A 15,062-nucleotide genomic window follows, 5' to 3' on the forward strand; every position below is an offset into this window, starting at 1 on the left:
CACCACTGGCACCGTGTCCACCACCGCGCCGAACGACGTGTTGACTGGCCACGCGCCGCTGACCAACTCGATCACCGACATCAGCGGCGGCAATTACGAGAACCTGGTCGCCGACAAGACCCCGGTCAGCACCACCGTGACCGACACCGTCGACACCACTAATCTCAGCCTGAGCGCCACAAGCTCGGTCGCCGAAGGCGGTTCGATCGTCTACACCGCCACCCTGACCAACGCCGCCGGTTCGCCGGTGACCGTGACCCTGAGCAACGGTGCCGTGATCACCATCGACGCCGGGAAAACCACCGGCACCGTAACCGTCGCGGCACCGTCCGACGACGTCTACAAAGACGCCGGCACCGTCCAGGCCACGATCAGCAACGCCACCGGTGGCAACTTCGAAAACCTGGTGAAAGACCCGGCAGCGGCTGCCACTACCGTTACCGACACCATCGACAACACCGAAGTCAGCATCAGCGGCAGCACCTCGGTGACCGAAGGCCAGACCGCCAGTTACACCGTCAGCCTGACTCACCCGGCCCAGACCGAAGTGACGCTGAAAATCGTCTACAGCGGTACCGCTGCCGACGGTTCGGACTTCACCGGTGTGTACACCGTGAAGATCCCGGCGGGTGCCAGCAGCGCCAACTTCAACGTCGCGACCATCGATGACAAGATCACCGAAGGCACCGAAAACCTCGTGGTCAAGATCGACTCGGCCACCGGCGGCAACTTCGAGAACCTGGCGATCAGTTCGTCCAACGGCAGCGTCAGCACTTCGGTCATCGACAACGATGCACCGCCAGTGCTGGACCTCGACGCCAATAACTCCAGCGGCGCCACCGGGGCCGATTTCAAGGCGACGTTCACCGAAAACACGGCCGGTCCTGGCGTGTCGATCGGCGATACCGATCTGAGCATCACCGACCCGGACAGCACCCTGCTGACCGGCGCCACCATTGTGCTGACCAACCGTCAGGACGGCGATGCGCTGAACCTGGGCAACAGCGTCAACGGCATCACCATCAATGCCAACAGCACCAATGGCACAGTCACGCTGACACTGTCGGGCAACGCGACGCTCGCCGACTACATGCAGCAGATCAAGAACATCACCTTCACCAACAACAGTGAAGATCCGAGCACCGTACCGCGCATCATCACCGTGACGGTGACCGATGGCAGCAACTACTCCAACACCGCGACCACCACGGTCAACGTGGTGGCGGTCAATGACGCACCGGTCGCAGCGCCGGTCAACGTCACTGGCACCGAAGACACGCCTCTGGTTCTCGGCTGGTCGACCTTCGGTGTCAGCGACGTCGACAGTCCGGCCACCAGTCTGGGCGTGAAAATCACCCTGCTGCCGGGCGAGGGCAAACTGCAGTACCTGGACGGCTCGACCTGGAAAGATGTCGCCGCCGACCAGACGATCAGCAAGGCTGATATCGACGCTGGCAAACTGCGCTTCACGCCGGATGCCAACGAGTCGGGCGTGGACGGATATGGCGGTACAGGCCTGGGCAACAACCAGGCCGACTACGCACAGATCAAGTTCCAGCCAACCGACGGCCAGGCGCTGGGCAACACCGGCACAATCAAGATCGACATCACCCCAGTGGCGGATGCGCCGACCCTGAGCGTTGCCGACAACAGCGTGAAGTCCACCGGGTTGATCAAGGAAGTCTGGACCGGTCTGTCGGGTCTGGGCACCAGCGGTAGCGGCGCAGACTCGACCACGCTGAAAAACGTGATCGACGCCGCTGGCACAGCTAACTCCAAAGGCACCGTGACCAACGTGCAGTCCGACGGTAGCGTGACCGCCGGTACGGCGTCGAAAACCTCCGGCCTGATCTACCTCGAAGCCGGCAAGACCTACACCTTCAGCGGTACCGGTGATGACAGCCTGTTGGTGACCATTGGTGGCAAGAATGTGGCCTCCACCACATGGGGCGCGGGTGGCAACCTCAGTGGTTTGTTCAAACCAACCACTAGCGGCTACTACACCCTGGACATCTACCACCACAACCAGAGCGGCCCGGGCAGCTATGACGTCAATCTGTCGGTCAATGGCAGCACGCCGATCGACCTGAGCAGTGCCGGCGTACCGATTTACACCGGTGTGTCGGATCTGGTGAATGCCGGCGTGACCGTGTCCGACTTGCACGGCACCAATGGCGAAGGCTACTACGACGGTTACAAACTCAATACCGGCGCCGAAGGCACCAGTGTGAAATTGTCTGCCATCACCACCGCGCTGACCGACACCGACGGCTCGGAAAGCCTGAGCCTGAAGATCAGTGGCATGCCGGTCGGCTCGGTACTCACCGACGGCGCGGGACATACCTTCACGGTCACCGCGACCACTGGCGAAGCCAACGTGACAGACTGGAGCCTCGGCTCTCTGACCGTCACTCCACCACCGTACTACAACGGCCAGTTCAACCTGACCGTGACCTCAACCTCCACCGAGGCCCTGGGTGGTTCGGCCAGCAGCACTTCGCAGATTCCTGTGACCGTGTACCCGGCGGTCTACAACGCCGTCACCGCCACCGCGGCCGATGACACCATCACCGGCACCGACGGCAATGACATCATCGTCGCCGACATCGGCGGCCTGACCGTGGTGCCGGGCACCAACTACAACATCGCGTTCATGGTCGACAGCTCCGGCAGTATGAGTTCCTCGTCGATCAACTCGGCCAAGGACTCGCTGACGTCGGTGTTCAACACCCTCAAGCAAAGCCTGGGCAGCAACTCGGGTACGGTGAACATCTTCCTGGTGGACTTCGACACCCAAGTCAACAAGTCGGTGTCGGTAAACCTCAATGACTCGAATGCGCTGACTCAGTTGAAGGCGACTCTGGACTCGATGTCGTCCGGCGGCGGCACCAACTACGAGGACGTGTTCAAAACCACGGCCAACTGGTTCCAGAGTGCGGACGCCGTGGCCAACACCGGGGCGAAGAACCTCACGTATTTCATTACTGACGGCAAGCCGACTTACTACCAGAGCGGCGAGTCGACCAACCCGACCCTGTATGACAGCAAAACACTCGATAGCCTGATCACCACCAGCAACTATCAGTTGGGTAAAGCGATCAGCCTGTTCCCCGACAGCACGCACCAGATCGACATTACCGCCACGGGCTACGTGACGGTCTGGACCAAGAGCAGCAACGGCAATGGCAACGGCAACGGCAACGGAGGTAACTGGTCATACAGGGACCTCGGGTATCTGCATGCCCAGGGCGACGGCACCTACGAGTTCTCGGGTCGTGACGGCGACGGCAACAGCACCGACTGGGACACCATCAGCAACTCCACCAGTAGCTTTACACTGCTGAGCAACCTGTCGAATGTCGAGGCCATTGGCCTCAACAACGGAGTGAGCCTCAACGACCTGAAACCGTACGACTCGAATCAAACGCCACAAACCAACATCGATCCGAAGGATCTGGCCAACTCGATCATTGGCCATACCGAAGCGACGATGCCGGGTCACGACACCGTCAGTGGTGGCGAAGGCAACGACATCCTGTTCGGTGATCTGGTGAGCTTCAACGGCATTGCCGGCGAGGGTTACCAGGCGATGCAAGCCTTCGTGGCACAGCAATCCGGTGTGGACGTGAGCAAAGTCACCACCAGCAACGTGCACCAGTACATCACCGAGCATTACACCGCGTTCGATGTGTCCGGCGCCCATGACGGCAACGACACCCTGCTGGGCGGTGCGGGCAATGACATCCTGTTCGGCTCGGGCGGTAACGACACCCTCGACGGTGGCAAGGGCAATGACATCCTGCTCGGCGGCACCGGTAACGACACGTTGATGGGCGGACAGGGCAACGACATCCTGATCGGTGGTTCCGGTGGTGATACCTTCGTCTGGAAAGCGGGCGACACCGGCAACGACGTGATCAAGGACTTCAAGGCCAGCGAAGGCGACCGGATCGACCTGCGTGATCTGTTGCAGGGCGAAACCGGCAGCACCATCGACAACTTCCTGAAGATCAGCACGGTCGATGGCGTGTCGTCGCTGCAGGTCAGCTCGGCCGGCCAGTTCAACTCGGGCAACGCCGCAGCCGCCACGCCGGACGTGACGATCAAGATGGAAGGCAACAACTGGTCGAGCGCCAACCTGCACAACCTGATTGCCGGTAGCGACCCGACCATCAAAATCGATCACAACAACAGCTGATGCGTGAAAACGGCCGCTCCCTATGGGGCGGCCGTCACGTTTGCGTTCACTGCCCGGTGACGATCTCGTCGCTGCGCCACATACTGGCGTGCAGTTGACCTATGCTGCTGACAGCACGACGCTGGTTAATTCTGAGGGATGCTCAATGTTTTACGTGCAACGCGATGCGCAGGGCTTGTTGGTACGCGTGGAACCCGCCGCCTACACCGAGGCCACGGAAACGCTGCCGGCCGACAATCATGAAATCCAGGCCTGGTTTGCCAACGCGGCTGTGGAGAATAGCCTCAAGCAGCTCAAGCAAAGTGACCTGGAAATGATCCGGGTACTCGATGACTTGATTCAGGTGCTGACCCAGAAAGGCGTGATCCGCGTCACCGACCTGCCGACGGCAGCCCAGGCCAAGCTCATGGACCGAAACCAGGCCCGTGAAGCCTTGGGTGGCTTGAGCCAATTGATCGATGATGAAGAGACCGGGCTGATCTGACGCGCCCCTGCGATCATTCCCACGCGCTGCGTGGGAGCGATCAAATCAACGCCAGGGCTTGGGCTCGCCGAACAACTGGCCCTGCACACCGTATAGCCCCATCTCGCGAATCACTGACAACTCGCCCTCCGTCTCGACCCGCTCGGCAATCAGCGGCAAATCAATGCTGTGTGCTGCTCGCTGGATCGCCTCGATGAACAAGCGTTTGTCGCTCTCCAGATCAATCGACCGAATGTAGCTGCCATCGATCTTCAGGTACGCCAGCCCCAGCCGAGCCAGGTTGCCGATCATGCTGAAGCGTCCACCAAAACGTTGCAGGCTCAGGGAGAAGCCGAGTTCGTGCAGGTGCCTGGTCAACTGCTCCAGCACCGCCTGGTCAGGCAGCTGCTCTTCGCCGATCTCCAGGGTCAGACGCGGGCCGAGGTTGGAATGCGCACGCAGTATTTCGAAGATTTTGTTTTGCGCTTGCGGGTCGGCCAGGGTAGCCGACGACAGATTCAGCGCCAGCGACTCCTCATGCTCGCTCATTTGTTCCAACACCCGCTCGAGCATCAGCCGATCCAGACGTGCAGTCCAGCCGAAGCGCTCCAGCCAAGGCAGAAAACGCCCGGCGGGGATGGTCTGGCCGTGTTCGTCGAGCAGTCGCGACAACACTTTGTAATGCAGTACCAGTTGCGTGTCCTGGGTGGCCACTACCGGTTGGAAATACAGCTCGAAACGTCGCTGTGTCAGCGCCTGGTCGAGCATCAGATGCCAGGCGTGGTGATCGTCGCCGACACTGGCCGAGAGGCTGTGTTCGATACAGGCCCAGTTCTGCTCGCCCTGGCCTTCGGCCTGCGCCAGCGCCTGATCGCCGAGGCTGAGCACGGCTTGCGGTGAGTCGCCGTGTGCAAAAGGCGCCAGGCCGATAGACGCCACGGCAGCCACATCGGTGGCGCCGGTAGCGTGAAGACTGGCCAAGGCACTGTCGAGGTTCTGTGCCAGTTGCTGCGCCTCTTCGCGTACCAGTCCCGGCGCCAACACGGCAAATTCGCCACCACGGATACGGGTGACCAGGTTCTGGGTTTCCGGATACTTGGCGCACTCGCGAGACAGTTGCTCACCGACAGCTTTGAGCACTTCATCGGTGCGCTGGCCGCCGAGGCGCTGGTTGAGACCGGCCAGATCCTTGACTCGCAACAGCAGCAGGTAACCGGAACTGGCCTGCTCCGGGTTGCTCACCCGCGCATTCAGTTGCATCTCGAAATAACGCCGGTTGGCCAACCCGGTCAACGAGTCCTGATAGGACTCGACCCGTAGTTTTTCACTGCGCTCGGCCTGCTCCTGGAACAGCGCCTTGAGCTTCTCGACCATCTGGTTCATGGCCTGCACTACCCGGCGAAGTTCGGGGGTGCGCGGCAGTTCCGGCAGGCTGAGGAATTCCCGCCGGGCGATGGCGTGGGATTGTTGAACCATGTAATCCAGTGGTCTCAATTGCTTACGCAGCAACAGCGCGCCGAGTACCGCACTGACCGCGCCGCATAGCAGCAACCAGCCCAGGCTGCCTAAAGCGCTTTGCCACAACTTGGCCAGCGCGAACATCGGGTGGCTGACCACCTCGACCCGGGCAGCCTGCTCCCAGCCACGGCTGACGATCGCATCACCACCGGCGGGCTCCAGGCCGATCAGTTTGACGAACCAGTCCGGAACGTTGTTGACCGCCGGAATGCCCGTGCGCTCAACCAGGGTCTGGTCGGTCTTCAGATCGACCACGCGGATGCTCGCGTAGTAACCGCTGTCGAAAATCGAGCTGACCAGCAACTCGACCATCGCCGGGTCGTCGATGTTCGGTGTCAGGGAAAGCGCCAGCGCCGTCGCGGCGTCCTGGGCATGGGAGCGCAACTGGTTGACGTACTGAGTGCGCGAACTCTCCAGACTGACCATGAAACTGCCGGTGAAGGCGACCACCAGGAACAGACAGATAGCAATCAACAGCTGTTTGAACAAAGACATCTGAGCACGTGCTCCTAGTTAGTCGTCTCGACCGGGAATCCTTCGGCCTGCATTTTTTTCAACACATCCTGCCAGCGCGACAGACGTTTGGTATCGCCGACCTTTTTGTTGCCCTTGGTACCCGGCAACCACAACCCTTCGGCATTGAAAGAGTAGACCGGCAGCAAATCCTTTCGCTGGCTGGCCGGCTTGATTGCATCGATCAGGCTGTCGAGCACCAGGGGCTCGGCCTCCGGACTCGAGTAGTAGGTCAGCACCATGTGCGCACGGTTCTGAGTCAGTGCCTTGACATAGGTGATACGCAGCTTCTCACTGGCTACACCGAGGTGACGCAGGCTGAAGTACTTGGCAATAGCGTAGTCTTCACAGTCGCCGGCGCCTTTCCAAAGGGCTTCGATCGGGGTTTCCCAGTAATCGACTTCGTGCCACAGGTCGATGTCTTCGACGTATCGCAGTTGTCTATTGAAGAAGCGATTGACCACATTGAGTTGTTCCAACTCGCCGATCTGCTTCTGGCTGGCCAATAAGTATTGCCAATCATTAATGCGCTGCTGACCTTCTCCCAAAGGTCCGTACAATGCCTGCGCCCGCCGGCTGATCAGGGAAAAATCCCAATCGGCGCTCAAGCTGCCCAGCATCACGCCAGCCAGCAGCAATGCGCTGCACAGCCAGCGTAAAATCCGCGGGATCGTTAAACTTGCCGCCAATGCGAGGCATCCTGGATAGGCAGGAGGGAGTCGTTTGAATGGTGAAGGTTAGACCGGAAAAAGACAATGGCACAGTGAGATCACTGGCGGCGCGCTAAACTGCAAGAAAGGCACTCGTGAGCTTGTTTGACAAGCCGTCAGTCAGTTACTAGTGTCATTTGGATCCAAAAAATTCCATCAATCAGGGTGCGTTTAGTGACACGAAAGCCCAACCCTCTCAGCAGTATCAAGGTCATCGGGCCAATTCCCGCACATCTGGCACGCTCGGTGATCGAAGAAACCCTGCGCGCGGCCATACTCGACGGGCGCATTCCTAGTGGTGCGGCCCTGCGCCAGCAAGACCTCGCCGACCTGTTCGGCGTCAGCCGCATGCCCGTACGCGAAGCCTTGCGCCAGCTCGAAGCACAATCGTTGCTCAACGTGGTTGCCCATAAGGGCGCCGTGGTCGCGCCGCTAGTCCAGGGCGACGCCGTGGAAACCTACGCGCTACGCATTCTGCTGGAATCCGAAGCCCTGCGTCTCTCGGTGCCACTGCTCCAGGACGAAGATCTCGAACAGGCTGCCCGTTACATCGACGAACTCGAAACGCAAAGCGACTACACCGAAATCGGACGGCTCAATCGCCTGTTCCACATGACGCTTTACAGCCGGGCGCCCAATCGCCGGCTGTTGAAACTGGTCGAAGACGGCCTGATCGAAGAAGAGCGGTTCCTGCGTTTCAACCTGGAAGCCATGGGCCTGGGCAAACTGTCCCAGGACGATCACCAGGCACTGTTGCGGGCAGCCGAAGACCGGGATGTCGAACGCTCCGTAAAACTGCTCGAACATCACCTGAACCGAGGGGTCGAGGTCATTACGCGCTACCTCAACAGCCCTGAAGTACAGGCCAAAAACACGTCGAAGTAACCTGCAGCGGCAAGTCCGGGGAGGGACACCGAAGGGTTCGCCTCGCTTGCCGCACACTCCCCCGAATGTGCACCGCGAATAATTTGATTACAAATCCCCTGCGCCCATACCACACCACCCTCTCGACGCCATACCGCAACCCAACGCCTTGCCACCTTCAAACCTGACCATCGCAACGATTGCGTGATGCCTCAGTAATGGCGGCCGCCTTGATTTGCGCCCACTCTGGGTAACCAAAACACAATAAAACGGGGACTCACCGTGCGAATGGCGTAGCCCCCGCCCCAAGAAGCGAAGGAAGGAGCCTCATTACGGGAACGGAAGGATCGGCATCACTCGCGACCCACTTCCACCCCCTCAGACACCCCCAACGACGCCCGCTAAAAAGTTACTTCGAGTGAGGCATTCACTCTTTATTCAATTCTGACTTATATAAGCCGGAAGGAGTAACTACGCCAAAATAAAACCAATATAAAAAGTTTTATTGGAACTTATCATCTTTCAAAAAGTTGAATATTAAAATAATAGCAAAACAACTTGATCGACACTTTATATGTGTATTAGTTTTTCTTCGCTGCCAGCCACAAGCGACAGCAACGCCTCGGTTACTCGGCATCTATAGCACTGAAAAGATCAATTCGTTTGAGGTACCTGTTCGCCAGGAGAAAACTTCCAGCGAACTTCAGTGCTTGATTACTTCTCACCTCAGATCACTGACAGGCTCATCCATGAAACCAACTAAAGAACGTCTGATTCAAAAAAAAGCCGAACTTAGCGAACACCCGATTTTCTCTGAAATACATTCGCTTCCGGTCCTGCGACGCTTCATGGAAACCCACGTGTTTGCCGTATGGGACTTCATGTCGCTGACCAAGCGCCTGCAACAGGAGCTGACCTGCGTGCAGCTGCCCTGGTTGCCGCCGCAGGATCCCCAGGCAGCGCGGTTGATCAACGAGATCGTACTGGGTGAGGAATCGGATGATCGCCCGGCCCAGGGTCATTACAGCCACTTCGAGTTGTACCTGGATGCAATGCGCGAAGTCGGCGCCTGCACCGTCGCCATCGAACGCTTCGTGGCCCTGCAGCAAGAAGGCGTGAGCTACGACGTGGCCTTGCAGAGCGTCAACGTCGATCCGGCGGCCGCAGATTTCGTTCGCCATACGCTACACACCGCACTTCATGCGCCGGGTCACAGTGTGGCGGCGGCGTTTCTGCACGGTCGCGAGAGCGTTATCCCGCAGATGTTCCAGCGCATCCTCGACGATTGGGGCATCGGCATCGAGCAGGCGCCGACCTTCCGCTACTACCTCGAACGGCACATTGAAGTCGATTCCGAGGACCACGGCCCGGCAGCGGAAAAGCTCCTGTCGCGACTGGTTGATAGCGACCCGCAACGGCAGGAAGACGTGTACGCCAGCGCCATCGCTGCCGTGGAAAGTCGTATCGCCCTGTGGGACGGGTTGCGCCTGAGCATGAACGAATCGGTCGCGGAGGTGAGCGCATGAACGCCGCCGACTACCAATCCTTCGCCGACGCCTGGGAAAGTCGCGCGACCATCCGCACCCGCCCGCGCCGTGTGCTGGAGAACGACGACAAACTGATCTACCCCTTGAGCCGCCAACCGTTGGTGCTGAGCGAAACCTTTCTGCGCGAATGCCCGGAACAGCGCGACTTCGCCCTGGTGCAGACGCTCTACAAGTTCATCAACGATGTGGTGATTTTCGAAACCGAGATCGTCGACAAAACCGCCCGCAGCATCGCCAAGAATCGCTTTGCGGTCGAGTTCCCGTTCGCCTGCCGCTACGACGCGATGACGGTCGTGGTGGACGAGGATTACCACGCACTGGTGGCGATGGATTTCATGCAACAGACCATCGCGTTGACCGGCATCACCCCCATTGAATTGCCGGATGAGATCGAGTTGAGCCGGGCGATACCGGCAGCCGTGGCGCTCGCACCGGAGCACCTGCGTAGCGCCGTAGAACTGATCTGCGTGGCCATCGCCGAAAACACGGTGACCGGTGATGTCGCCGCGTTCGCCAAGGACGACACGGTCAAGCAATCGATCAAGGGCCTGATGGCCGATCACTTGCTGGACGAGGGGCGCCATTCCAGTTTTTGGGCGCGGCTGGTACGCATCTACTGGCATACAGCAAGTACAGACGACCGCCAGTGCATCGCGCAGATCCTGCCGGTGTTCATTGGCCATTACCTGACCAACGACATCCAGAAGTCCTTCGACTTCCGCTTGATCGACGCACTGCAGATCAACGACTCGGCGCGCCACGCACTCAAGAACGACATGTCAGCACTGGCCTTCCCGATCAATCGCCATCACCCGCTGGTGGCCAACATTGTGCGGTTTTTCCACAGCAGTTCGCTGCTCGATTCGCCGTGCGTAAAAACCGTCCTCAGCGACTACCTGGTTTGACGAGGAGCCCATCATGAGACGTCTCGACATTTTGCTCACCGGACAAAGCCAGGCCCTGACCGACCTGGCGCTGGAACTCGAACAACACGGTCACTCACTGACGCGGATCTGCCCGCTCGACGATATGCCTGGACAGGCTGATCTGCTGATCGACGATGGCACGTCGCTTCAGTTCACCTGTCGAGCGCCACGACTGACATTGCAATTGGGCCTTGGCCTGCCGCAGGCGTCCGGCCTGCCATCGCTGGACGTGTTGTGCTGCCATGGCTCAACGCTGCTGACTCGTGTACCCATTGCCGATGAACCGTCGGGCAACGGCCAGGCGTTGCGTATGCAGGCCATGACAGCACTGGTTGACCACGTGGCGCTGTTGGTCAGCCGCTACTCGCGGGATGCCGACTATTTTCGACACGCCGAACCCGCCATACCTACCCGCTTCGAGCGCATCGAGAGCCTGCGGTTCCTGGACAGCCTCGCATTCGTGCATCGCCTCAATGGCACCGCCGACCCACGACTGCAGCAACTCGCGCTAACGCCGATGATCGAAAGTCTGGAACAACGGTGCATCCAGAGCGCCGATCATCCGGCCTTGAGTATCGCCGGCAACACCCTCGACTATCGCCAGCTGCACGCCCACAGCCGCGCCATCCAGCAACGTTTGCGACCGCTGCTGGATCAGCATCAAGGTCCGGTCGTCATCGGGATCTGCCTGCCCAAATGCAGTGCGCTGTATGCGGGAATCCTGGCGATCCTGGGCAGCGGCGCGGTGTACTTGCCGCTGGAGCCGAGCCATCCGTTGCAACGTCAGCAGTACATCCTGTCGAATGCCGGCGCGGTGTTGTTGCTGCATGACGGCGAGCATCCCCTAGGGAACGAGATGCCAGGGCTGGACATCAGCAGCATTGACGCCCATGAAGCAGACCTCTCTGAACCGTTGATGCGCCAACGCCCCGACCTCGATGCGCCATGCATGGCGCTCTACACCTCGGGCACCACCGGCCATCCGAAGGGCGTGTTGCTCAGCCAGGCCAACCTCGCGCACTTCACCCACTGGTACGCCGACTATGTGCAGCTGACCAGCCAGAGCCGGGTGTTGCAGTTTTCTTCGTTGGGTTTCGACTCATCGCTGATCGACATCTTCCCCACCCTGTTGCAGGGCGCCGAGTTGATCGTGCCCGGCGATGACCAACGCCGCGATCCACTGCAACTGGTGGAGCTGATTCGTCTTCGGCAACTGACCCACGCTTTTTTACCGCCCGCCTTGTTGAGCATCCTGCCGCTGGAGCAATTGCAGCGCCTGGATCATGTGATGACCGGTGGCGATGTCTGCGAGCCGTGGGTCATCGAGCAGCTGAGCCGTCGGGGCAAGCTCTACAACCTCTACGGGCCCACCGAAGCCACGGTGCTGATTACCGCGCGCAAACTCCAGGCAGACGACAACAACCGCTCGCTGGGCGCTCCAATCGCCAACAGCCAGGTGTTGATTCTCGATGACGACTTTCAACCAGTAACCGAACAGACGATCGGCGAGTTGTACATCGCCGGCCCCGGCGTGTGCCTGGGTTACCTGAACAATCCGCAGCAAACCGCTGAGCGCTATCTGGACCTGAGTCTGCCTGATGGCCGGACCCTGCGCGTCTATCGCACCGGGGACATGGCGAAGTGGACGACTGAGGGGGTCGAGCTGTGCGGTCGGCGTGATAATCAGGTGAAGATTCGCGGCTTCCGGGTCGAGCCAGAAGAGATTGAGCGCTGCCTGCGTGACAGCCAGTTGTACCGCCAGGTTGCCGTGGTCATCGATAGCCAGCGGCGAATTCTGGCCTTCCTTGCTCAACCTCGGGAAGACCTCCCCGGCGCCGCTCGCCAAGCGTTGGAAGCCCACGCGACACAGCACCTGCCGGACTATATGCACCCCGTTGCATGGACCGAGCTGACAGCCATGCCCTACGCCAGTAATGGCAAGGTCGACCGCAAAGCGCTTCTGGAGCTGCCGCTCAACGTCACCGAGCACCCTCCACGACGCCTGCCCGCCAGCGCCGATGAGGCCCTGCTGCTGGAAATCTGGGCGCAGTTGCTGGAGCTGCCGGCGAGCGACATTTCCACCGACGAAAGCTTCTTCAATCTGGGCGGGCACTCGATCCTGCTGTCGCGCATGCTCCTGCGACTGCGCGAGGAGTTTGGGCGCAGCATCTCGATCAACCGTTTCATCGAGCTGCCCACCCTAGAGAAACTGGCGACACTGGTACGCGGCTCCGGCGGCGAAGAAGTGCTGAGCGAACAGGCCCTGCGCGATGCCTTCCGCGAACTGGATATTCAGGCGCTGCCCATCAACCGCATGGGCGATGTGCACAAGGTGATCGTCACCGGCGCCAACAGTTTTGTCGGTGTACACATCGTCGAGGCGTTGCTGGCCTGGGGGGCCAGCGAAGTCGCTTGCCTGGTTCGCGACGGCAATGGGCAATCGGCGGAGGAGCGCTTTGCCCAAGCGCTGCAGGAGAACCGTCTGGAGCATCTGGATTTGAGCCGGGTGCGGGTTTACGCAGCAGACATTACACGACCGGAACTCGGTTTGGCCGCTGAGGTTTACCAGCGACTGGATCGAGAGTTTGGCGCTCTGGTGCACAACGCGGCCAACGTCAATCACGTCCTCGATTACGAGTCGCTCGCCCGGGACAACGTCGAGCCGATTTTCGAGTGCTTGCGCCTGTGTGAAGGACGCAGCAAAAAAATCTTCAACTTCGTCTCGACGCTCTCGGCGTCCAGCACGATATCCGACGATGGCCGAGTGCTTGAGCTGCCGGCCGCCCCGACACCACCGATCTACATCAAGAACGGCTACAACCTGTCCAAATGGGTCGGCGAGCGAATCCTCGAACGGGCGCGGGAGCGTGGGGTGCGGGTCAATCTCTACCGTCCCGGCAACATCAGCTTCAACAGCCTCACGGGCGTGTGCCAGCCGCACAAGAATCGCCTGATGCTGATGCTCAAGGGCTCGATCCAGCTTGGACAGGTGCCGGAGTTCGCCTTGAACTTCGACTTGATGCCGGTGGACTTTCTCGCCCGATTCATCGCCTTCCACGCCAGTCGATATCAACCGGAACAAGCGGTATTCAACCTGCACAACCCCGAGCCCCTGAGCTGGGACAACTATGTGGCGTCCTTCCGCGAGGCGGGGCGTGAATTCGCGATGGTCAGCGTCGCCGACTGGCAACAGCAACTGGGTCGGGTCGACAGCGACAACGCGTTGTTCGGCGTACTGGGGTTCTACCTCAACGGCTTCGAGGAGGACATCGGCGACATCTCGATGATCGGGCACGACAACGCCCAGGCCGGTGTTCGGTTGATGGGCGCGCACTACCCACAGAAGTCCCCGGCGTTGCTGCGTCGCGGCTGCGACTACCTCAAAGAAATCAACTTCATCTGACTCAACCAAACGGAGCAAAACCATGAGCACTCTGCAACCCGATACCCTGATCAAAAACCCTCAAGGCTGCCACGTGGTGTCTTCGGTGGACGTGCCCGCCGATGCCACTCAGGTATGGGCCTTAGTCGGCAACTTTGCCGGCTTCGATCGCTTCATCCCGGCGCTGTCGCATATCGAAATGACGGGTGAAGGCGTGTCATCACTGCGCAAGAAGTTCTTCAAGGATGGCAACCTGGTGGTTGAGCAACTCAACTCCCGGGACGACCAGGCACGGCACATGACCTGGACCACCATCTACAACACCTTGGGCGTGGCCAATCTGTGGGCTGCAATGAGCGTTGCCCCACTGGGTGCGGGCAAGTCCCGAGTCACCTGGACAATCATCGCCGAGCCGGCGCAGGGAGGTGCCGAGGCACTGCCGGGCTTCAAGGATTTCGTGCAGGGCTTTGCCGATGATGCGATGAACAATGTGCTGAAGCTGTTTGCGTAAGACGTGAAAAAGCCCGTTGTGGAGAGGCTCCACAACGGGCTTTTCAGTACTCCTGAAACGACAAAACCCCTGTCTGCGTTAGCAGACAGGGGTTTCGGAATTCAATCTTGACGATGACCTACTCTCACATGGGGAAACCCCACACTACCATCGGCGATGCATCGTTTCACTGCTGAGTTCGGGATGGGATCAGGTGGTTCCAACGCTCTATGGTCGTCAAGAAATTCTGTGACCAGCCCGTTAGAAATTTAACGTGCCGGTGAAAACTGGTGACTTCTACTAAAACAAAACCCCTACCTGCGTACGCAGATAGGGGTTTCGGAATTTAATCTTGACGATGACCTACTCTCACATGGGGAAACCCCACACTACCATCGGCGATGCATCGTTTCACTGCTGAGTTCGGGATGGGATCAGGTGGTTCCAACGC

The 15,062-nt window shown here is 59.7% G+C and carries 8 protein-coding genes, 2 rRNA genes and 1 pseudogene; 7 read left to right on the forward strand and 4 right to left on the reverse strand.

Annotated features, from left to right (window positions below):
• Both AC1D1M_RS30785 and AC1D1M_RS30790 read left to right on the forward strand, forming a co-directional pair.
• A pseudogene (locus AC1D1M_RS30785) lies at positions 1-4,198 on the forward strand (LapA family giant adhesin); the annotation flags it as partial.
• A gap of 145 nt (positions 4,199-4,343) precedes the next feature.
• Positions 4,344-4,682 (forward strand): tryptophan synthase subunit beta, encoded by a 339-nt coding sequence (locus AC1D1M_RS30790; RefSeq protein ID WP_477778609.1) that lies wholly within the window; start codon positions 4,344-4,346, stop codon positions 4,680-4,682.
• Positions 4,683-4,727: 45 nt separating this feature from the next.
• On the opposite strand, the gene lapD is transcribed toward AC1D1M_RS30790, so the two are convergent.
• Both lapD and lapG read right to left on the reverse strand, forming a co-directional pair.
• Entirely contained in the window at positions 4,728-6,674 is a 1,947-nt protein-coding gene (gene lapD / locus AC1D1M_RS30795; RefSeq protein ID WP_477778610.1) for a cyclic di-GMP receptor LapD, read from the reverse strand.
• A gap of 14 nt (positions 6,675-6,688) precedes the next feature.
• Positions 6,689-7,381 carry a cysteine protease LapG gene (gene lapG / locus AC1D1M_RS30800; RefSeq protein ID WP_477778611.1) on the reverse strand — a complete coding sequence of 231 codons (693 nt, stop codon included), beginning with the start codon at positions 7,379-7,381 and terminating at the stop codon, positions 6,689-6,691.
• 195 nt (positions 7,382-7,576) lie between these two features.
• Here lapG and AC1D1M_RS30805 point away from each other — a divergent pair, with 195 nt between their 5' ends.
• From AC1D1M_RS30805 to AC1D1M_RS30825, 5 genes are all read left to right on the forward strand, one after another.
• A complete protein-coding gene (locus AC1D1M_RS30805; RefSeq protein WP_477778612.1) occupies positions 7,577-8,287 on the forward strand; it encodes a GntR family transcriptional regulator in 711 nt (236 codons plus the stop codon).
• Positions 8,288-9,015: 728 nt separating this feature from the next.
• Positions 9,016-9,792 carry a DUF3050 domain-containing protein gene (locus tag AC1D1M_RS30810; RefSeq protein ID WP_477778613.1) on the forward strand — a complete coding sequence of 259 codons (777 nt, stop codon included), beginning with the start codon at positions 9,016-9,018 and terminating at the stop codon, positions 9,790-9,792.
• Complete coding sequence (locus tag AC1D1M_RS30815) at positions 9,789-10,718, forward strand: diiron oxygenase (protein ID WP_477778614.1); 930 nt, start codon at positions 9,789-9,791, stop codon at positions 10,716-10,718. The genes AC1D1M_RS30810 and AC1D1M_RS30815 overlap by 4 nt, the downstream gene beginning before the upstream one ends.
• Positions 10,719-10,731: 13 nt before the next feature.
• Positions 10,732-14,142, forward strand: coding sequence for an amino acid adenylation domain-containing protein (locus AC1D1M_RS30820; RefSeq protein WP_477778615.1), 3,411 nt, complete (start codon positions 10,732-10,734; stop codon positions 14,140-14,142).
• 22 nt (positions 14,143-14,164) lie between these two features.
• A complete protein-coding gene (locus tag AC1D1M_RS30825) occupies positions 14,165-14,632 on the forward strand; it encodes an SRPBCC family protein (RefSeq protein WP_477778616.1) in 468 nt (155 codons plus the stop codon).
• Between the two features lie 105 nt (positions 14,633-14,737).
• Here the strand turns inward: AC1D1M_RS30825 and rrf (AC1D1M_RS30830) are convergent.
• Both rrf (AC1D1M_RS30830) and rrf (AC1D1M_RS30835) read right to left on the reverse strand, forming a co-directional pair.
• Positions 14,738-14,853 (reverse strand): 5S ribosomal RNA (gene rrf, locus AC1D1M_RS30830).
• Between the two features lie 108 nt (positions 14,854-14,961).
• Positions 14,962-15,062, reverse strand: a 5S ribosomal RNA gene (rrf, locus tag AC1D1M_RS30835); the annotation flags it as partial.

The sequence above is a fragment of the Pseudomonas sp. P1_F7 genome (assembly GCF_056405655.1).

Coding starts and splice junctions, on each gene's coding strand:
- AC1D1M_RS30790 (WP_477778609.1), top strand. CDS start 4,344: ATGTTTTACGTGCAACGCGATGCGCAGGGCTTGTTGGTACGCGTGGAA.
- lapD (WP_477778610.1), bottom strand. CDS start 6,674: ATGTCTTTGTTCAAACAGCTGTTGATTGCTATCTGTCTGTTCCTGGTG.
- AC1D1M_RS30810 (WP_477778613.1), top strand. CDS start 9,016: ATGAAACCAACTAAAGAACGTCTGATTCAAAAAAAAGCCGAACTTAGC.
- AC1D1M_RS30815 (WP_477778614.1), top strand. CDS start 9,789: ATGAACGCCGCCGACTACCAATCCTTCGCCGACGCCTGGGAAAGTCGC.
- AC1D1M_RS30820 (WP_477778615.1), top strand. CDS start 10,732: ATGAGACGTCTCGACATTTTGCTCACCGGACAAAGCCAGGCCCTGACC.
- AC1D1M_RS30825 (WP_477778616.1), top strand. CDS start 14,165: ATGAGCACTCTGCAACCCGATACCCTGATCAAAAACCCTCAAGGCTGC.